The 19,749-nt window shown below is 70.5% G+C and carries 17 protein-coding genes and 1 riboswitch; of the genes, 7 read left to right on the top strand and 10 right to left on the bottom strand.

Features of this window, described 5'->3' with window-relative positions; genetic code table 11:
- Positions 1-307 precede the first annotated feature (307 nt).
- The 4 genes from SAM23877_RS23820 to SAM23877_RS23805 form a co-directional block, all read right to left on the bottom strand.
- A complete protein-coding gene (locus SAM23877_RS23820) occupies positions 308-1,804 on the bottom strand; it encodes a glycoside hydrolase family 3 protein (protein WP_053136912.1) in 1,497 nt (498 codons plus the stop codon).
- A gap of 9 nt (positions 1,805-1,813) precedes the next feature.
- Positions 1,814-2,644 (bottom strand): carbohydrate ABC transporter permease, encoded by an 831-nt coding sequence (locus SAM23877_RS23815; protein WP_053136909.1) that lies wholly within the window; start codon positions 2,642-2,644, stop codon positions 1,814-1,816.
- Entirely contained in the window at positions 2,641-3,627 is a 987-nt protein-coding gene (locus SAM23877_RS23810) for a carbohydrate ABC transporter permease (protein WP_053136906.1), read from the bottom strand. Before SAM23877_RS23810 ends, SAM23877_RS23815 begins: the two co-directional genes overlap by 4 nt.
- Before the next feature lie 88 nt (positions 3,628-3,715).
- Entirely contained in the window at positions 3,716-4,993 is a 1,278-nt protein-coding gene (locus SAM23877_RS23805) for an extracellular solute-binding protein (protein WP_053136903.1), read from the bottom strand.
- A 452-nt stretch (positions 4,994-5,445) separates the two neighbouring features.
- Between SAM23877_RS23805 and SAM23877_RS23800 the strand changes: the two genes are divergently transcribed.
- The 6 genes from SAM23877_RS23800 (at position 5,446) to SAM23877_RS23775 (ending at position 12,541) form a co-directional block, all read left to right on the top strand.
- On the top strand, positions 5,446-6,210 hold the full coding sequence (locus tag SAM23877_RS23800) for a GntR family transcriptional regulator (protein WP_053136900.1): 765 nt from the start codon (positions 5,446-5,448) through the stop codon (positions 6,208-6,210).
- Between the two features lie 180 nt (positions 6,211-6,390).
- Positions 6,391-6,648 (top strand): DUF3311 domain-containing protein, encoded by a 258-nt coding sequence (locus SAM23877_RS23795; protein WP_079030392.1) that lies wholly within the window; start codon positions 6,391-6,393, stop codon positions 6,646-6,648.
- Positions 6,645-8,255, top strand: coding sequence for a monocarboxylate uptake permease MctP (gene mctP / locus SAM23877_RS23790; RefSeq protein WP_053136894.1), 1,611 nt, complete (start codon positions 6,645-6,647; stop codon positions 8,253-8,255). The genes SAM23877_RS23795 and mctP overlap by 4 nt, the downstream gene beginning before the upstream one ends.
- Before the next feature lie 72 nt (positions 8,256-8,327).
- Positions 8,328-8,834 (top strand): GNAT family N-acetyltransferase, encoded by a 507-nt coding sequence (locus tag SAM23877_RS23785; RefSeq protein ID WP_053136891.1) that lies wholly within the window; start codon positions 8,328-8,330, stop codon positions 8,832-8,834.
- Positions 8,835-8,861: 27 nt separating this feature from the next.
- A riboswitch (cobalamin riboswitch) is annotated at positions 8,862-9,039 on the top strand.
- Positions 9,040-9,161: 122 nt separating this feature from the next.
- Positions 9,162-11,534: a ribonucleoside-diphosphate reductase subunit alpha gene (locus SAM23877_RS23780; RefSeq protein WP_053136888.1), complete on the top strand. Its 2,373-nt coding sequence runs from the start codon at positions 9,162-9,164 to the stop codon at positions 11,532-11,534.
- Positions 11,534-12,541 carry a ribonucleotide-diphosphate reductase subunit beta gene (locus SAM23877_RS23775; RefSeq protein ID WP_053136884.1) on the top strand — a complete coding sequence of 336 codons (1,008 nt, stop codon included), beginning with the start codon at positions 11,534-11,536 and terminating at the stop codon, positions 12,539-12,541. Before SAM23877_RS23780 ends, SAM23877_RS23775 begins: the two co-directional genes overlap by 1 nt.
- Here SAM23877_RS23775 and SAM23877_RS23770 read toward each other — a convergent pair.
- Positions 12,454-12,708, bottom strand: coding sequence for a hypothetical protein (locus tag SAM23877_RS23770; RefSeq protein ID WP_053136881.1), 255 nt, complete (start codon positions 12,706-12,708; stop codon positions 12,454-12,456). The two genes, SAM23877_RS23775 and SAM23877_RS23770, sit on opposite strands and share 88 nt — an antisense overlap.
- 92 nt (positions 12,709-12,800) lie before the next feature.
- On the opposite strand from SAM23877_RS23770, the gene SAM23877_RS23765 reads away from it, so the two are divergent.
- Positions 12,801-13,769: a helix-turn-helix domain-containing protein gene (locus tag SAM23877_RS23765; RefSeq protein WP_053136878.1), complete on the top strand. Its 969-nt coding sequence runs from the start codon at positions 12,801-12,803 to the stop codon at positions 13,767-13,769.
- 3 nt (positions 13,770-13,772) lie between these two features.
- Here the strand turns inward: SAM23877_RS23765 and SAM23877_RS23760 are convergent, their stop codons facing one another.
- The 5 genes from SAM23877_RS23760 to SAM23877_RS23740 all read right to left on the bottom strand — a co-directional run bounded on the left by SAM23877_RS23760 (position 13,773) and on the right by SAM23877_RS23740 (position 19,730).
- On the bottom strand, positions 13,773-15,188 hold the full coding sequence (locus SAM23877_RS23760) for a bifunctional albaflavenone monooxygenase/terpene synthase (protein ID WP_053136875.1): 1,416 nt from the start codon (positions 15,186-15,188) through the stop codon (positions 13,773-13,775).
- Entirely contained in the window at positions 15,185-16,276 is a 1,092-nt protein-coding gene (gene cyc1 / locus SAM23877_RS23755) for an epi-isozizaene synthase (protein ID WP_079030788.1), read from the bottom strand. Before cyc1 ends, SAM23877_RS23760 begins: the two co-directional genes overlap by 4 nt.
- A gap of 248 nt (positions 16,277-16,524) precedes the next feature.
- Positions 16,525-17,175 carry a peptide deformylase gene (gene def / locus SAM23877_RS23750; protein ID WP_053136869.1) on the bottom strand — a complete coding sequence of 217 codons (651 nt, stop codon included), beginning with the start codon at positions 17,173-17,175 and terminating at the stop codon, positions 16,525-16,527.
- A 151-nt stretch (positions 17,176-17,326) separates the two neighbouring features.
- Positions 17,327-18,307, bottom strand: a complete 981-nt coding sequence (locus SAM23877_RS23745) for a tetratricopeptide repeat protein (protein WP_053136866.1) — start codon at positions 18,305-18,307, stop codon at positions 17,327-17,329.
- A gap of 103 nt (positions 18,308-18,410) precedes the next feature.
- Positions 18,411-19,730, bottom strand: coding sequence for an HD-GYP domain-containing protein (locus tag SAM23877_RS23740; RefSeq protein ID WP_079030787.1), 1,320 nt, complete (start codon positions 19,728-19,730; stop codon positions 18,411-18,413).
- Between the last annotated feature and the right edge of the window lie 19 nt (positions 19,731-19,749).

The following is a 19,749-nucleotide window of genomic DNA, read 5'->3' as shown; positions in this document are numbered from 1 at the left end:
CAGGCACCCCACCGGGCAGACACCCGAGCCGGCAGGACCCCGAACCACCGCGCCGCACGCCCGTCCCCCGCCGTACGCCGAAGGCACAGGCCCTCCGCACAGGAGCCACGGCGCCCGCCTTGCACCGGTCGGGGTGCGCGCCACACCCCCACCGGGACGGCGAGGGCATCGGCTGCCCCCGCACAGGGAGCGGGAACAGCGCGTAGTGCCGCCCGGGGCACGCCCTGCACCCCCGCCAGGACGGCGAAGGCGCCGGCCCCCCACACACAGGAGGACCGGCGCCCGGTCGTACCGGTCGGAGCGTGCGCTACAGCCCCGTGAGGGCCTCCGCGGCTGCGCGGCCGCAGACTCGGGCGGCGCCGTGGGTGGCCAGGTGGAGGGCTCCGCGTGGCTCCGCCCGGGGGACGCCCATCTCGACGACGATCGTGTCGGGGCGGTCCGCCAGCAGCGTGTCGAGTGCGGCCGCCATCCAGGGGTGCCGGTGCTCGTCGCGGACGACGGCCACGATGCGGCGCGGGCCTGCCGCGGCCAGCACCTCCTTCCCGGCGTCCGGCCCGGTGAAGCTGCCGGTCTCCGTGCCGGGGAGCAGACGGAAGAGCTCGGCGGCGACGCCCCAGGGGGTCTCGTCGCCGACCGCGATGTTCGCCACGGGGGTGAGCGCGGCGACGTACGGCGCTTCCGTGAGGGGGGTGAAGCCGTCGGCGCCGGTGATCCGCAGGGCGCGGCGGGCGGCGCTCAGGCCCACGTCGCCGTCGGTGCCGCTCCCGGTCCGGGCCGCGGTGTCGGCGTGGTGCGTGCCGGTCCAGTGAGCCAGGGCGCGGACCCGTTCCGCCGCGTCGGCGAGCCGGTCCTCGGGCAGCTCGCCCGAGCGGACGGCCTCGACCAGGGCGTCGCGCAGCCGCAGCACGGTCCCCTCGTCGGCCAGCCCGCCACCCACGCAGATCGCGTCGGCGCCCGCCGCGATGGCAAGGACGCTGCCGCGTTCGATGCCGTAGGTGCCCGAGATGGCCCGCATCTCCATGCCGTCGGTGACGATCAAGCCGCCGTAACCCAGCTCGCCGCGGAGCAGGTCGGTCAGGATGCGGCGGGACAGCGTGGCCGGCCGGTCCGGGTCCAGGGCCGGGACCAGGATGTGGGCGCTCATCACCGCGCGGCTGCCGGCGGCGATGGCCGCACGGAAGGGGGCGAGGTCGCGCTCGGCCAGCACGTCGGGGCCCACGTCGATGCGCGGCATCGCGTGGTGGGAGTCGACCGCGGTGTCGCCGTGCCCGGGGAAGTGCTTGGTGCAGGCGGCCACGCCCACCGACTGGAGGCCGGTGACGTAGGCGGCGGTGTGCCGGGCGACCAGGTCGGTGCCGGCGCCGAAGGACCGCACGCCGATGACCGGGTTGTCCGGGTTGGAGTTGACGTCGGCGGACGGGGCCCAGTTGAGGTTCACCCCGCAGGCCGCGAGCCGGCGGCCCAGTTCCGCGGCCACCTCCCGGGTGAGCTCGACGTCGTCCACCGCACCGAGGGCGAGGTTGCCGGGGAAGGAGGAGCCGGTGCGGACCTCCAGACGGGTGACATCGCCGCCCTCCTCGTCGATGGCGACCAGCACGTCGCCGCGTTCGGCGCGCAGCTGGGCGGTCAGGGCGGCCAGTTGCCCGGCCGAGGCGATGTTGCGGCCGAACAGACCGACGGAGGCCAGCCCCTCGCCGAGGCTGCGCAGCAGCCAGTCGGGGGCGGTGGTGCCGGTGAAGCCGGGCTGCAGGACGGTCAGCGCGTCGCGCGTGAGCGTGTCGGTGCCGCTGGCGATTGTCGTCATCGGGTGGCGTTATCCCTTCACGGCGCCGGCGGTCAGGCCGCTGACGGCCCTGCGCTGCAGGAAGACGAAGAGGATCAGGATCGGGATGGCGAAGAGCGACGAGGCTGCCATGGTCGCACCCCAGTTGTCGCCGAAGACGGTCTGGAAGCTGGTCAGCCACAGCGGCAGGGTCTGGGCCTCCGCCTCCTTGTTGACGACCAGCACCAGAGGCAGCTCGTTCCACGCGGTGATGAAGCCGAACATCGAAGTCGACATCAGGCCCGGCGCGAGCAGCGGCAGGATGATCCGGCGGAACGCCTGGGCCCGGGTGCAGCCGTCGACCAGCGCGGACTCCTCCAGTTCCCGGGGCACGGCGGCGACGAAGCCGCGCAGCGTCAAGATGGTGAAGGGCAGGATCATCATCATGTAGAAGAGGGTGAGCGGCACGAGGCTGTTCAGCATCGAGGCGTCGCGCACGATCATGTAGATGGCGATGACCATCACTTCCCAGGGCGCCATCTGGGCGAGCATGAAGCCGACGATGAAGCCGCGCCGCCCCTTGAACCGCATCCGCGCCAGGGCGAACGCCCCGGCCAGCGCGATGACGAGCGAGAAGACGACCGCGCAGACGGTGACGATGAGCGAGTTGCCGACGTAGGTCCAGAAGTGGTCGGCCTCGACCGCGGTCCTGAAGTGGTCGAAGGTGACGTCGGTCGGGAACCAGACCGGGTCCTCCGAGATGATGTCGCCGGTCGGCTTGAAGGCCGTGGCGAACATCCAGTAGACGGGGAAGACGAGGCCGATGAACAGGACGACGGCCGTGACGTTGGGCCACAGGCGGCCGAAGAGCGAGCGCTTCACAGCTCGTCCTCCTCTTGCTTGAGCACGATCCTGAGGTAGTAGGCGGTCAGGCCGAGCAGGATCAGGATGGTCAGGACGGCGATCGCCGCGCCCATGCCGTAGTGCTGGTTGCCGACGCCCTCGATGTAGGCGTAGACGGGCAGGATCTCGGTGAGACGGTCCGGGCCGCCGCCGTTGAACGTGTAGACCTGGACGAAGGCCTTGAAGATCCAGATGATCTCCAGGAAGGTCGTCGCGTAGAGGAACGGCCGCAGGACCGGCAGGGTGACCGTGGTGAAGCTGCGCCAGGCGCCGGCCCCGTCGAGGGCGGCGGCCTCGTACAGCTCGCCGGAGATGGTGGTGGTCGCCGCGTACAGGTTGATGGCGACGAACGGGACGGACATCCAGACGATGAGCACGGTGACGACGAAGAAGGTCGACATCTGGCTGCCGGTCCAGCTGTAGTCGGCCATGGAGTGCCAGCCGAGCTTGTCCAGGACCCAGTTGACGACGCCGAAGCGCTGGGCGAAGAGCCACTGGTAGACGGTGGTCGCGGCGACCACCGGCATGGCCCACGCCAGCACCAGGCCGATCATCAGCACGAGCCGCATCACCCTGCCGAGGCGGGCGAGCAGCAGCCCGATCAGGCCGCCCACCACCATGGTGAGGGCGACGTTGACCGCGGTGAAGGCGATCGAGCGGACGGTGACCCGCCAGAAGTCCTCGCCGGTGAGGACCTCCTTGTAGTTGTCGAAGCCGGTCCACTCGGTGACGTGCTGGATCAGCTGCGCCATGTTGAGGTTCTGGAAGGACAGCAGGCCGTCCTTCACCAGTGGCCAGCCGAGCAGTAGCACAGTGGCCGCGCAGGCGGGCAGCAGCAAGAGGTACGGGACGAGCGCGCCGGTGCGCGACGCGGCTCTCGGTTTCGGCCTGCCGGTGCCCTCGCCGTCCGTCTTGCGGACGTCCGACGGGCCGGAGGGCGGCCGTTCGGTCTGCACGGTCATGCTCGCGGTCTCTCTCTTCTCGACCTGCTCAACTCGACGCCGGGGCGGGGGCCGTCGCGTGCCGGCCCCCACCCCGGCTCACCCGGTGTTACTGCTGCTGCGCCAGGCGCTTGTTGAACTCGCCCTCGACCTGCTCGGCGGCCTCGGCCGGGGACTTCCCCTTCAGCACGGCCGTCAGGTAGGTCTTGATCGGGTTCGGGTCGTTCTCGACCGCGGCCCACTCCGGGATCAGCGGCGTGGTGTCACCGCCCGCGGAGGCCGGCGCGGCCGCCTCGGCGGCGGCGTTGCCCTGCAGGTTGCTCTGCAGCGCGTCCTTGTTCGGGATGACGCCGTTGGCCTTGGCCAGCGCGCCCTCGTACTTGTCGGACAGCGCGATCTTCAGGAACTCCTTGGCGAGCTCCTGCTTCTTGCTGCCCGCGGCGACGGCCAGGTTGGAGCCGCCGAGGAAGACGCCCTCGGGCTTGTCGGCCGTGGGACCCGGGATGGTGAAGTAGCCGAGGTCCTTCTCGATCGCCGGGTTGGTGGCGATCGCCGTGCCGCCCTCCCAGCCCATGCCGATGATGGCGCCGGTCTTGCCCTTGGCGAAGATCTCACCCTGCTGCGGGGTGGCCTCGTCCTTGTCCTTGGGCGCCTTGGAGAGGGCCTGGAACTTCTTGTAGGTCTCCGTGGCGGCGGCGATCTTCGGGTCGCCCAGGTTGGAGACGTACTTGTCGCCGTCCTTCTTGACCAGCTCGGCGCCCTCGCCGATGGCCAGGCCCACGAAGTGGTACCAGTTCTGGCCGGGCAGGTAGATCGGCTCGGCGTCGGTCTTCTCGCCGATCGTCTTGAGGGCGTCGTAGAACTCGTCGCGGGTCTTGGGCGTGCCCTTGATGCCCGCGTCCGCCCAGATCTTCTTGTTGTAGATGACCACGCGGTTCACCACGAACCACGGGGCGGCGTACTGCTTGTCCTCGAAGACGGCGGACTTGTTGAGGGACTCGGACCAGTCGGCGCCGATCTCGCTCTTGAGGTCGCCCAGGTCGGCGAGGCCGCCGGTCTTGGCGTAGGCCGGCGTCTGGGTGTTGCCGATCTCGAAGACGTCGGGCGGGTTCTCCTCGGAGAGGGCGGTGGTCAGCTTCTGCTGGATACCGTTCCACTTCTGGATCTCGAACTTGACCTTGGCCTTGGTCTTCGCCTCGAACTCCTTGGCGAGGTCGGCCTGCCAGTCGTCCGGCGAGGACCCGTCCATCACCCACACGGTGAGCGTCTCACCGGCGTAACCGTCCGCCCCGGCCTTCTTGCCGTCGTCGCCGTCGTCGCCCCCGCACGCCGCGATCGAGACCATCATGCCCGCGATACCGATCGCGGCTATCAGCTTGCGCTTCACGCCACCCTCCTCAGGGATGCCACAAAACCCCCCTGCCTCCCCGCGGTTGCTCGTCGACGCGGACCGCCCATGGGGCCGGGACCTGGACCAATGGTGTAGACCAGTAGGGGGAGCTTGGCCCAGACCAATAGGGCTGTCAAGGGTGTGCAAGCACGGTCCATGCGTCCGTGATGCGACCGAGATATGCAGGGACCTTTCATTGCGCAAGCGGCAGATCGGGCGGACCGGGAGGGGGTGTACCACCGTCCGCCGAAAGGCGTCTCGATACGGTTCCGAACGCGCGTACCAGCGGTGTCCGACGGCGCTGTGGACTAGACCAACAGGGGTGTCGGAGGTATACAGAAGGGATCACGGAGCGTGCGGGGCCATCCCGCCCGGAGCCGTGCCACGATGTGGGCCGTGGCCGACAGGGATATCGGTCGCTTCGGCACCCGGAGCCGGGAAGGCAGAGCATGAGCACCGACGTCAGCAGTGCGGAGAACGAGGGTGGGGCGACCGTCCGTACCGCGCGCGTGCCCAAGTACTACCGACTGAAGAAGCACCTGCTCGACATGACCCGGACGCAGGCACCGGGCACTCCGGTCCCCCCTGAGCGCACCCTGGCCGCGGAGTTCGACACCTCGCGCACGACGGTGCGCCAGGCCTTGCAGGAACTGGTCGTCGAGGGGCGCCTGGAGCGCATCCAGGGCAAGGGCACCTTCGTCGCCAAGCCCAAGGTCTCGCAGGCCCTGCAACTCACCTCGTACACCGAGGACATGCGGGCGCAGGGCCTCGAACCCACCTCGCAGCTGCTGGACATCGGCTACATCACCGCCGACGACCGGCTCGCCGGGCTGCTGGACATCACGGCCGGCGGGCGGGTACTGCGCATCGAGCGGCTGCGCATGGCCAACGGCGAGCCCATGGCGATCGAGACCACCCACCTGTCGGCCAAGCGCTTCCCGGCGCTGCGCAGGTCCCTGGTGAAGTACACGTCCCTCTACACGGCGCTCGCCGAGGTCTACGACGTCCATCTCGCCGAGGCCGAGGAGACCATCGAGACCTCGCTGGCCACCCCGCGCGAGGCCGGTCTGCTCGGCACCGACGTCGGCCTGCCCATGCTGATGCTCTCCCGGCACTCGCAGGACCGCACGGGCCAGCCCGTGGAGTGGGTGCGCTCGGTGTACCGGGGCGACCGCTACAAGTTCGTGGCCCGGCTGAAGCGGCCCCAGGACTAGGGCCCGTCCGGCCGTTCCCGCCTGCCCCGCGGCGCGCGTGTCCGACATATTCCGGCACCCGGGACCGTGAAGTTGCAGTTCAGGACCGATATACGGACGAGGGGTTCCGCTCTCTCGACGCCGTCACCTACATTTCGTGCGCACTGCACGAGGTGATCAGCGAGGGGACGGAGCCGCCGTATGTCACAAGCCCCAGAAGTGAGCAGAGGGCCGGTGGTGACGCCGGTGCGCGTCGTCATCGGCCTCTGCCTTGTCGCACCGTTCGTCGCCATGCTCTGGGTCGGTTCCTACGCGAAGACGGACCCGGCCTTCATCGGCATCCCGTTCTTCTACTGGTACCAGATGGCGTGGGTGCTCATCTCCACCGCGCTGACGATGATCGCCTACAAGCTGTGGCAGCGTGACCAGCGCGCCCGTCGGGAAGGCGGGGCCAAGTGAACGACGGCGTGAACGGCGTCGCACTCGCCGTCTTCATCTTCTTCTTCCTGCTCGTCACCGCCATGGGCTTCCTGGCCGCCCGCTGGCGCAGGGCCGAGAACGAGCACAGCCTCGACGAGTGGGGCCTCGGCGGCCGCTCGTTCGGCACCTGGGTCACCTGGTTCCTGCTGGGCGGCGACCTGTACACGGCGTACACCTTCGTGGCCGTCCCGGCGGCGATCTACGCGGCCGGCGCCTCCGGCTTCTTCGCGGTGCCGTACACGATCCTGGTCTACCCGCTGATCTTCACCTTCCTGCCCCGGCTGTGGTCGGTCTCCCACAAGCACGGCTACGTGACGACCTCGGACTTCGTGCGCGGCCGGTTCGGCTCGAAGGGGCTGTCGCTGGCGGTGGCCGTGACCGGCATCCTCGCCACCATGCCGTACATCGCGCTCCAGCTGGTCGGCATCCAGGCCGTCCTGGACGTGATGGGCCTCGGCGGCGGCGAGGACACCAACTGGTTCGTCAAGGACCTGCCCCTGCTGATCGCCTTCGGCGTGCTGGCGGCGTACACCTACTCGTCGGGACTGCGCGCGCCCGCGCTGATCGCCTTCGTGAAGGACACGCTGATCTACATCGTCATCGCGGTGGCGATCATCTACATCCCGATCAAGCTCGGCGGTTTCGACGACATCTTCGCGGCGGCGGGCGACAAGTTCACCGAGTCGGGCAAGGGCTCGCTGACGCCGGACCACGGCGGCCAGTGGACGTACGCCACGCTGGCGCTGGGTTCGGCGCTCGCGCTCTTCATGTACCCGCACTCGATCACCGCGACGCTGTCCTCGCGCAGCCGTGAGGTGATCCGCCGCAACACCACGATCCTGCCGCTGTACTCGCTGATGCTGGGCCTGCTCGCGCTGCTCGGCTTCATGGCGATCGCGGCCGGGGTGAAGGTGGAGAACGGGCAGCTGGCGATCCCCCAGCTCTTCGAGAACATGTTCCCGGACTGGTTCGCCGGTGTGGCCTTCGCGGCGATCGGCATCGGCGCCCTGGTTCCGGCGGCGATCATGTCGATCGCGGCGGCCAACCTCTTCACCCGCAACATCTACAAGGACTTCATCAAGCCGGACGCCACCCCGGCCCAGGAGACGAAGGTCTCCAAGCTGGTGTCCCTGCTGGTGAAGGTGGGCGCGCTGGTCTTCGTCCTCGGCATGGACAAGACGGTCGCCATCAACTTCCAGCTGCTCGGCGGCATCTGGATCCTGCAGACCTTCCCGGCCCTGGTGGGCGGCCTGTTCACCCGCTGGTTCCACCGCTGGGCCCTGCTCGGCGGCTGGGCGGTCGGCATGGTCTACGGCACGGTCGCCGCGTACGGGGTGGCCTCGCCGACGCAGAAGCACTTCGGCGGCTCCTCGGACGAGATCCCCGGCATCGGTGAGATCGGCTACATCGGCCTCACCGCCTTCGTGCTGAACGTGCTGGTCACCGTGGTCCTGACCTTCGTCATGAGGGCGCTCAAGGCGCCCGAGGGCATCGACGAGACCAAGCCCGGCGACTACACCGCGGACGCGGGCGACCCGGGCGTCGAGGTGGAGCTGCCGCCGGCCACGGCGGGCACCTCGCACTGACCCCCTCCCTCAGGCGGGCCGTCGGAGAAATCCGGCGGCCCGCTGTCGTACCCGTCGGGCACACTCGGGGGCATGGACTTCGTGATCCGGCGTGCCACGGCCGAGGAGTACGACACCCTCGGTGAGATCACCGCGCGCGCCTACCTGGGCGACGGCCTCCTCGACTTCGGGGAGGACGACGCCTACCTCCACGAGCTGCGCGCCGTGGCCCGACGGGCGGCCGCCGCCGAGGTGCTGGTCGCCGCATCGGACGGCGGTGTGCTCGGTGGCGTCACCTTCGTGCCCCGCGGTGGCCCGATGGCCGACATCGCCCGTCCCGGCGAGGCCGAGATACGCATGCTCGCCGTCGCCCGCGAGGCGCGCGGACGCGGCGCCGGCGAGGCGCTGGTGCGGGCCTGCGTCGACCGCGCCCGGTCCGTGCCGGGCTGCGCGCGGGTCGTGCTGTCCACCCAGCGCACCATGCACGGCGCCCACCGCCTCTACGCGCGCCTGGGTTTCACCCGCACCCCGGAGCGCGACTGGAACCCCCTGCCGAAGCTGGACGACTTCACCCTGCTCACCTATGAACTGACGCTCTGACACCCTCCCGACACGCTCACGGACACAACATCTGGGGGTGCTGGCGGTGCCCGGCACAAGATGTATGCTCGTGCTCGCTGTCGCCGCAGGGGAATCCGGTGCGAATCCGGAACTGTCCCGCAACGGTGTACTTGTGCGTGTTCGCGTCTCCACGTGTCCGCGCACGGGCTTGAGTCCGAGGACCTGCCGACAGTGCGCCCGGCCGCCTTGGCCCGGGTGCCATGACGTCCGGGCCTCGTGGAGTGGGCCGGTGGACGCGACGCCGTGTGCGCTCGTGATTCCTCCTGCCCTCCGCCAGGCCCCGTGCCGAGCGAGGGAGTGCTCCACGTGACCATCGCGCCAGCCGATCCGGCTTCAGCGACCCCGGTGACGGCGACCGGGGAACCGGACGGCCCCGGTGCCGCGCTGCTGCGGACCCTGACCGTGCTGACCGCCGACCTCCCGGGCGCCGACCCCGGCCGGGTCGCCGCCGCCGCGCTGCGCGGCCGGTCCGCCCGCGCGGACGAGGCGGAGCTGCGCGAGCTCGCCACCGAGGCGGCGGCCGGGCTCATCTCGGAGGACCCCGTCTACTCCAGGCTGGCCGCCCGTCTGCTGACCATCGGCATCCGCGCCGAGGCCGCCTCCCAGGGGGTCGCCTCCTTCACCGAGTCGGTCGCCACCGGCCACCGCGAGGGGCTGATCGCCGACCGCACGGCCGCGTTCGTACGGCTGCACGCGGACCGCCTGGACGCGCTGATCGACCCGGCCGCCGACGACCGCTTCGGCTACTTCGGGCTGCGCACCCTGCACAGCCGCTACCTGCTCCGGCACCCGATCACCCGCAAGGTGGTCGAGACGCCCCAGTACTTCATGCTGCGTGTCGCCGCCGGGCTCGCCGAGGACGACACCGCCCGCGCGGCCGACGAGGTGGCCGCCCTCTACGGGCTGATGAGCCGCCTCGACTACCTGCCCTCCTCCCCCACCCTCTTCAACTCCGGCACCCGGCACGCCCAGATGTCGTCCTGCTACCTCCTCGACTCCCCCAAGGACGAGCTGGACTCCCTCTACGACCGCCTCCACCAGGTGGCCCGCCTCTCCAAGCACGCCGGCGGCATCGGCATCGCCTACTCCCGCATCCGCTCCCGCGGCTCCCTGATCCGCGGCACCAACGGCCACTCCAACGGCATCGTCCCGTTCCTGAAGACGCTGGACGCCTCGGTCGCCGCCGTGAACCAGGGCGGCCGGCGCAAGGGTGCGGCGGCGGTCTACCTGGAGACCTGGCACGCCGACATCGAGGAGTTCCTGGAGCTGCGGGACAACACCGGCGAGGACGCCCGCCGCACCCACAACCTGAACCTCGCCCACTGGGTGCCGGACGAGTTCATGCGCCGGGTGGACGCCGACGGGCAGTGGTCCCTGTTCTCGCCCGCCGACGTGCCCGAGCTGGTCGACCTGTGGGGCGCGGAGTTCGACGCCGCGTACCGCGAGGCGGAGGCGGCCGGACTGGCCCGCAGGACCCTCCCCGCCCGCGAGCTGTACGGACGCATGATGCGCACCCTCGCGCAGACCGGCAACGGCTGGATGACCTTCAAGGACACCGCCAACCGCACCGCCAACCAGACCGCCGAGCCGGGCCACGTGGTCCACTCCTCCAACCTCTGCACGGAGATCCTGGAGGTCACCGACGACGGGGAGACGGCGGTCTGCAACCTGGGCTCGGTCAACCTCGGCGCGTTCGTCGACGTCGCCGCGGGCGACCTCGACTGGGAGCGGCTGGACGCCACCGTCCGCACCGCCGTCACCTTCCTGGACCGGGTCGTCGACATCAACTTCTACCCGACCGAGCAGGCGGGCCGCTCCAACGCCCGCTGGCGACCGGTCGGCCTCGGCGCGATGGGCCTGCAGGACGTCTTCTTCCAGCTGCGCCTGCCCTTCGACTCCCCCGAGGCGAAGGCGCTCTCCACCCGCATCGCCGAGCGGATCATGCTCGCGGCCTACGAGACCTCCACCGACCTCGCCGAGCGCAACGGCCCGCTGCCGGCCTGGGAGAAGACCCGGACGGCCCGGGGCGTGCTGCACCCCGACCACTACGGGGTCGAGACCACCTGGCCGGAGCGCTGGGCGGCACTGCGCGAGCGCATGGCGACCACCGGACTGCGCAACTCCCTGCTCCTGGCGATCGCGCCGACCGCCACCATCGCCTCGATCGTGGGCGCCTACGAGTGCATCGAGCCGCAGGTGTCCAACCTCTTCAAGCGCGAGACGCTCTCCGGCGAGTTCCTCCAGGTCAACTCGTACCTGGTGGACGACCTCAAGCGGCTCGGCGTGTGGGACGCCCGCACCCGCGAGGCGCTGCGCGAGGCCAACGGCTCGGTGCAGGGCTTCTCCTGGATCCCCGAGGACGTCCGCGCCCTGTACCGCACCGCCTGGGAGATCCCGCAGCGCGGCCTGATCGACATGGCCGCCGCCCGCACCCCGTACCTCGACCAGGCCCAGTCGCTGAACCTGTTCCTGGAGACGCCGACCATCGGGAAGCTCTCCTCGATGTACGCGTACGCCTGGAAGCAGGGCCTGAAGACCACGTACTACCTGCGCTCCCGCCCGGCGACCCGCATCGCCCGCGCCGCCGCCCGGGCCACCGTCCCCGCACAGCAGGCCCCCGACCCCGAAGCGGTCGCCTGCTCCCTGGAAAACCCCGAGTCCTGCGAGGCCTGCCAGTGATGAACACCAAGAACCTGCTCGACCCGGGCTTCGAACTGACCCTGCGCCCCATGCGCTACCCGGACTTCTACGAGCGCTACCGGGACGCCATCAAGAACACCTGGCACGTCGAGGAGGTCGACCTCCACTCGGACGTCACCGACCTGGCGAAGCTCAGCCCCATGGAGCAGCACCTGATCGGACGGCTGGTGGCCTTCTTCGCCACCGGCGACTCGATCGTGGCGAACAACCTGGTGCTCACCCTCTACAAGCACATCAACTCCCCCGAGGCGCGGCTGTACCTGTCCCGCCAGCTCTTCGAGGAGGCCGTGCACGTCCAGTTCTACCTGACGCTCCTGGACACCTACCTGCCCGACCCGGACGACCGGGCCGCCGCCTTCGCGGCCGTGGAGAACATCCCCTCCATCCGCGAGAAGGCCGAGTTCTGCTTCAGGTGGATGGACTCGGTCGAGTCGATCGACCGGCTGGAGACCCGGGCGGACCGCCGCCGTTTCCTGCTCAACCTCATCTGCTTCGCCGCATGCATCGAGGGCCTGTTCTTCTACGGCGCCTTCGCCTACGTCTACTGGTTCCGCAGCCGTGGTCTGCTGCACGGCCTGGCCACCGGCACCAACTGGGTGTTCCGGGACGAGACCATGCACATGTCCTTCGCCTTCGACGTCGTGGACACCGTGCGCAAGGAGGAGCCGGAGCTGTTCGACGACCAGCTCCGGCAGGAGGTCACCGACATGCTGCGGGAGGCCGTCGAGGCCGAGCTGCAGTTCGCGCGCGACCTGTGCGGTGACGGCCTCCCGGGGATGAACACCGACTCGATGCGGGAGTACCTGGAGTGCGTCGCCGACCAGCGTCTGACGCGGCTCGGCTTCGCCCCGGTGTACGGCTCCGAGAACCCCTTCTCCTTCATGGAGCTGCAGGGGGTTCAGGAGCTGACCAACTTCTTCGAGCGGCGGCCCTCGGCGTACCAGGTCGCGGTGGAGGGCACCGTCGACCTGTCCGAGGACTTCTGAGTCGGGCGAGGCCTCTCCCCCTCCCGCCGGTTCTCCCGGGCCTCCCTGAGCTGACGGTCGATGCGCCTCTCGCGCACGATGCCGATCGCCGAGGGGAGGACCATGAGGACCAGGAGTCCGAAGGTCACGAGCATTCCGATCAGGGCTTCCATCTGGTTTCCGGTCATGACACTACTGTCGCGCTCCGGACTCCTTACCGGGAGTGGCAGGACTGCCGCAGGGCCTCGATTTCCTGCCACTTCCGAGGCACACTGTCGGCATGCTGCAGAACGTGGCGGCCGTCCTGCTGGACGGTGCGCATCCTTTCGAACTCGGTGTCGTCTGCGAGGTCTTCGGCGTCGACCGCAGCGACGAGGGCCTGCCGCGGTACGACTTCGCGGTGGTCTCCGCGGAGGGTCCCGAGCTGACCACCCATGTCGGCGGACTGACCGTCTCCACGCCGTACGGGCTGGAGCGGCTGGAGGAGGCCGACCTGATCACCGTGCCGGCGGGGAGCGACTTCGCCCGCCGGGAGTACCCGCCGGAGCTGCTGGACGCCCTGCGGCGGGCGGTGGAGCGGGGCGCGCGGGTGCTGAGCGTGTGCTCCGGGGTGTTCGTGCTGGGCGCCGCCGGCCTGCTGGACGGGCGGCGGTGCGCGGTGCACTGGCACCACGCGGCCGAGCTGGCCCGGCAGTACCCACGGGTCTCCGTGGCTCCCGACGTGCTCTACGTGGACGAGGACCCGGTGATCACCAGTGCCGGCACCGCCGCAGGCATCGACGCCTGTCTGCACATCGTCCGCAAGGAACAGGGGACGGAGGTCGCCAACAAGATCGCCCGGCGCATGGTCGTGCCGCCGCACCGGGACGGTGGTCAGGCCCAGTACATCGAACGGCCGCTGCCGCGCTCCTCCTGCGACACCGTCGGCGAGGTGCTGTCCTGGATGGAGCAGCACCTCGACGAGGAGGTGACCGTCGACCAGCTGGCGGCGCGGGCGCGCATGTCCCCGCGCACCTTCGCCCGCCGCTTCCAGCAGGAGACGGGGACGACTCCCTACCGCTGGATACTGCGCCAGCGCGTGCTGCTGGCCCAGCGGCTGCTGGAGGCGACGGACGAGACGATGGACGCGATCGCGTGGCGCACCGGATTCGGTACGGCGGCGGCCCTCAGGCACCAGTTCGTCAGGGCCCTGGACACCACACCGCACGCCTACCGGCGTACCTTCCGCGGCCCGGAGGCGGCGGCCTGAGCGTCACCGCGCCACCGGCCTGACCAGCAGATCGTGCGGACGGAGGGTGATGCCCACGCGGACCGCGTCGTTGGAGCCGGCCACCTGCTCGAAGCGGTACTTCGAGGCGAGGGCCGCCGTGATCAGGGTCAGCTGAGCCATCGAGAAGTGGTCGCTAGGGCACTTCCGATTGCCGACACTGAACGGCTTCATGGCGTATTTCGGCACATCCGTCGCACGTTCCGGAATCCATCGGTCCGGGTCGAACCGCAGGTTGTCGGCGTACGACTTCGCATCGCGCTGGATTGCGTACGGACTGTAGATGATGTCCGATCCGGCCGGAATGCGATAGCCACCGAGTTCGGTCTCGACCACCGTGCGACGCGTCAATACCCACACGGCGGGACGCAAACGCATGGCTTCCACGATGACATTGTTCGTGTGGGTGAGCTTGCGGACGTCCTCGAATGCGACGGGACGTCCTCCGGTGACCGCCCGGACTTCGTCGTGTATGCGGTCGGCATGTTCCGGGTGGTCGGCAAGTGCCTGCAGCAACCACATGATCGTGGAGGCGATGGTTTCACTGCCGGGGGTGAGTATCGCGACCACCTGGTCGTGGATCTCCTGTTCCCCGATCGGGTCCCCATTGTCGTCCTTCGCCTCCAGCAACGCCGTCAGCAAATCGTCCGGCTTTTGACCGGATGCGCGGCGCTCGGCGATGATCTCGTCGACCAGGAGGTGCAAATCGGCCAGCGCGTTGTTGAATTCGCGATTGGCCGGAAGCGGCAGCCGGTAGAGAGGGCCCAGCGGGACGACCATCCGCCGGTACATGCCCCGGAAGACGGTGGCGAGCGCGACGCACAGCCGCTCGGCCCGCTCGTCCATGTACTGGCCGCGCAGCAGGCAGCGGGCCGCGACGCGCACGGCGACGCGGAAGGACTCGGAGGTGGCGTCGACGGTCCGCCCCGGCTGCCAGCGCTCGGCGAGGGCGTGCGCCTCCTCCTCCATGATCGGCCCGTAGGCGGGGATGGCGTCGAGCCGGAAGGCCGGCTGCATGGTGCGCCGCTGCCGGCGGTGGAGCGGGCCGTTGGCGGTGGCCACGCCCTCCTTGCCGAGCAGGCCCTCCAGGGACTCCCAGAGCGGACCGGCTATGTGGTAGTCGGGGCTCAGGGCCAGGGCGCCCGTGAGTTCCGGTGCGGTGACCGCGTAGACGGTCTTCGGGCCGAGCTTGATCCGCACGATGTCGCCGTGGTCGCGCAGCTGGGACATGAAGGCCAGCGGGTCGCGGGCCAGCCTCCAGCCGTGGCCGAGGAGGGGGACGCCGCCGCCCGCAACGGGCGGCCGGCGCAGCTCCGGTGTCGCTTCGTCCCGGACCGCGGGGGACGCGGTCGCGCTTTGTCCGGCCGAAGCCGGGGACTCGGGGGAGGACTGGACGGTCATTTCTCACCTGCCGCTTCGTTGTTGACGTACGGGGGCGTGGACCGGTCGTCCCAGTTGTCGACCATGTACCGACCGGACTCGTGGTGGAACCAGTAGACGGAGCTGAACCAGTTCCGCATATTGCCGACGCCGGCCCGCACGGCACCGCTCAGTTCCTTCCCGCGCACGGTTCCGTCGTCGAGTTCGTCGGCGAACCGCATTGCGTCCTGTTCCACGTCGAGGAATTCGGTGATGCATTCCTCCACGCGTCGCCGGACTTCTCCGATGGATTCCTCCAGGGTCAGTCCGTGATGGGTGATGAGGCTGATACCGAGATTGTGCACCTCGTCGCCCGCTATTTCCTTCGGCAGTGAGCAGAGGTCGTTGTACCAGGCGGCGAATTCCTGACTCAACAACGCCGCGCGACTGTAGGCCGGGTGTTTCCGAACGGCGTCCGGAAGTTCGCAGCCCGCGCTCGGCTCCAGCAGATCGGTCCAGATCCAGTGGGCGAAGGTGAGCCGGCGCAGTTCGAGGTACTCCGCCACACCGGGCACGATCCCGCGGGTCCGGTTGTGGAATTCCCGGTCGTACGCCTCGATCACCGCGTGGAAGTGCCGGGTGAACCGGGCGTTCCACTGCGCCGGCGGCGGCAGGAAGGCGTACAACCGCCGCACACTGTCGGCGAATCCGGCGACCAGGGTGTCCTCGTGGTGCAGGTGGTCGCCGGGAGAGTCGAGTGCCGCGTGCAGCTGGTTCCGCAGGCGCCGCCAGGCGCCGGGGCGGTCGTGGACGATGTCGCGGTCGTGCCGGTCGTCCCAGACGAAGAACCAGGCGCTGAAGTCCGCTATCGCCTGCAGGACCTCGTCGGGCGCACCCAGGTAGTACCCGGCCATGAGGTCCGTGTAGCACAGACCGTCGGCATATTCCGCGACCTTGTCCGCCGGCATGAGCCGTTTTTCGAGCAGCCAGGTACGGGTCTTCTCCTGGAGCCTCGGCCAATACGGGTGCAGCCGCCGGGGAAAAGCCGCTTCGATCACCGGAAGGCGGAGCGATGGCGGTACTGCGATCGCGGTCGGTGCCGCTGTGGTGCCGTGTGGGAAAGCATGCACGAACAAACCCCTCTCAGCCGCCGGTGGCGCACCCCTCGCGCTGAGCGGGGCGTGCGCCGTTGCGTATCCCCGCGCTTCCTATTCAGCACCACAACTGACCGCTATGGGAACGGATTTGCTCCATTCACTACCCCCCGGTGCCGGAATCCTCCTGTTGTGTGGCAGGTTCCGACAGACGTACGGCGCCCGCTCGGGGAGTCCCGAACAGGCGCCGTACGTACGGAAGACGGATGACCGGTGGGGCGGTGTCAGTCGTTCGCGACCACGGGGTAGCGCGGCTCGTTCTCGGCCATCTGCCGCAGCGCTTCCTTGCGTTCACGCTTGGAGAGCCGGTCGATGTAGAGGTACCCGTACAGGTGGTCCGTCTCGTGCTGCAAACACCGTGCGAAGTAGCCGGTGCCGCGCACCTTGACCGGGTTGCCCTGCTCGTCCTGCCCGGTCACCTCGGCGTAGTCGGGGCGGGCGAGCGGCGCGTAGGCGGTGGGCACGGACAGGCAGCCCTCGTTGCTGTCGTCCAGCCGGCGCCGGTCGGCGGGCAGTTCGACGAGCCGCGGGTTGCAGACCACGCCGACGTGGCGCACGCCCTCGTCGTCGGGGCAGTCGTAGACGAAGACCTTCTTGGCGACGCCGATCTGGTTGGCGGCGAGGCCGACGCCCTCGGCGGTGCGCTGGCTGGCGAACATGTCCGCGACCAGCTGCTGGAACTCCTCGCCGAAGTCGGTGACGTCCTCGCACTCCTTGTGCAGCACCGGGTTGCCGACCACCGTGATCGGACGCGAGGTGCCGCGCTCCCGCCAGGCCGTCTCGCGCTCCTCGCACTCCTCGGTGTCGACGACGAACCCGTCGTCGTCCACGGGGAGCACGCCCGCGTGCTGCTGATCGGTGTCCTGCTGCGCCATGACCGACGTGTGCCTTCCTGGATAAAACCGGGGGTGATGCCTGATACAGGGTACGGGGATCGCGCTCCGCGGGGGCGCGGGACCGTGTCGGTGTGCGGCTCCGCCGCGTGGGCGCGGCCGGCCACGCGGGACGGACGGCGAAGGGACGCCCTCAGCAGACCTCTTCCAGGTCCCGCCAGTCGCGCGAGTCCGGGCTGTCCGCGACCCACCCGTCCAGCAGCCCCCTCACCAGGGCGGCCGGCGCCGCGACCCCGCACTCCCGCTCGGGCACCCACAGCTGCCCGTCGGTGCGGTGGCCGAGAGGCCCGGGATGTCCCGGTTCGCTGTGGTCGTGCGGGTCGAGGTGCTCGCCCTCGCCCTCGTCGGACGGCATCCGCGACTCCGAGCACATCCGGCACAGCAGCCGGACCGACGACGACCAGTCCTCGGCGGCGAACCCGGCGTCGGCGGCGAGCTGCTCCAGGGCGTCACGGTCTGCCTCGGTGGCGGCCTCCAGGAGGACGACCCAGGTCGGCACGGGCGACGGCGCCCACAGCTCGATCTCGTCGAAGACCGGGTAGGCGTGCCCGGCGGTGGTGGTGCGTTCCCCGTGCGGCACCCCGTCGTGGAGGACGACCTCACCCCAGCGCCGGCCGGAGGAGGGCAGCGGGATGGACAGCACCTCGATGCGGGCGGGGTCCAGCCGCCGTCCCCAGACGACCTCGGCCTCGCCCTCCGGGGACAGCCGTACGGCAGCGCTGCCGAGCTCCATGCCGAGCGGCTCGCCCGCGTCCGTCGCGTTCCCCGGGGTGCGCAGCCCGTAGGCCTGCCAGGCCCGGCGGGCCAGCGGCCAGTCCTGCAGGGCGGTCGCCGCGATGCCGACGTTCCACCAGTCGGGCGCGCCGATGTCCCGGTCGAGCAGCGCCACGGCCCGCAGGCCGGCCGCCCTGGCCTGCTCCCAGTCGTGCCGGAACTTGTGCAGCAGGGCGAGGTTGAACCAGGACTCCGACAGCCAGGGTTCCAGGTCGGCGGCGCGCGTGAGCAGCGCGCCGGCATCCTCGTACCGGCCGTCGCCGATCAGTGTGAACGCCCGGTCGGTGGCCTGCCGCCAGGAGGCGGAGGGCCGGTGCCGTCCCTTGCCGAAGATCCTCACGATTCCCGCCTGCCAGTTCCGTTCTGTGGGCTGGCTGTGCCTTCCCGCGCCCCCGGACACCTTCTCCTTCGCATCCAACCACGTACGGCCACGAGGTCGCTCATTACCCATGGGTTACCCAGTAGCGGGCCCGGTAAGACTGCCCGTCCTCGTCCCGTCCCTGCCCTCGACGAAGCCGCTCACGCGTCGTCCCTCCCTGCCGGGAGAGCACCCGGGCCAGCGCCTCCACGACGTCGGGAGCGTAGTCGTCCGCGACGGCCAGGCGCAGCTCCTCCAGCGCTTTGAGGCCGCCGCCGGGACCGGCGTCCCGTGCCTTCTCCTCGTACGCGTTGACGGCCCGCACGATCCGCGCGGCGACCGGCTGCTCCCGGCAGGGGTCGGCCTGGCGCTCCACCACCACCGCCACCGCCGCGTCGACCCCGGTCTGGCGGACGACGGCCCCGCCGAGCAGGGCGATGCGCCGCTGCTCCGCGCGGGGCAGGCAGGCGGTGGCTCCGGCCGGCACCGGGTCGACGAGGCTCAGCTGGCCGATGTCGTGCATGAGGGCCGCGTACTCCAGCACGGTCAGATCGGCACCGGAGAGCCCCAGGTCGCGCCCGACGGCGCCGCTGAGCTCGGCGACGCGGCGGGCGTGCCCGGCCGGGGTGTACCCGGCGATCTCGGTGGCCCGGGCCAGGGAGGCGATGGTCTGCCGGTAGGTGGCCCGCACGGCCGCGTACCGCCGATAGGACAGGTGGGTGAGGAGCAGCGGAACGCAGAGGACGGGGAGCGCCCACAGTCCCGCGACGGCCACCGCGAGCGCCATCACCGCCCCGGTCGCGCACACCGCGGACGTGATGCCGACCATGCCGCGCAGCTCCTCGCGCAGCAGCGGGCCGAAGGGCCACCCGGTCCGCGCGTGCGCCGGGGCCGCGGCGAGCAGGGCCTCGCACAGCGCGGTCAGGGCCAGCAGCGCGACGAGCAGCAGCACGTGGGCGGGACCGCTCCAGTCGTGGAAGACGCCCTGGTTGTGGAGCGGCCGGAAGCACACGGCGGCGAAGGCGACGGTGAGCACGCGTCGCGCCAGAGGGTCCAGCACGGGTCCGCCGCCGCGTGCGATGCGGGGGACGCTGCCGAGCAGCGAGGCGGCGAGCACGACGGCGACGGTCTGGCCGGCGCCGTGCTGCATGGGCCGCCCGGCGACCTCTCCGAGCAGCGCGTACGCCATCGCTCCGGCGGCTCCGAGCGGCGCGGCCTCCCGGGCCCCGGCCCCGGTCCCCCGGGTCAGCTCACCGAGGACGACGAGAACGCCGAAGGCCAGCGCGACGGGCCGGTCCACCGGTCCCGACCACAGGACGGACGCGAGCGAGGCGAGCGCGACAAGCCCGGCGCACACCGGGACCAGGGTGTGCGCCGCCGGCGGCCGGGGCCGGTACGCGGACAGGGGCCCGTACGGTGACGCC

The organism is Streptomyces ambofaciens ATCC 23877 (assembly GCF_001267885.1).
Taxonomy (GTDB): Bacteria; Actinomycetota; Actinomycetes; order Streptomycetales; family Streptomycetaceae; genus Streptomyces; species Streptomyces ambofaciens.
The sequence above is the reverse complement of the archived record's forward strand: the minus strand, read 5'-3'. Positions and strand labels throughout refer to the sequence as shown.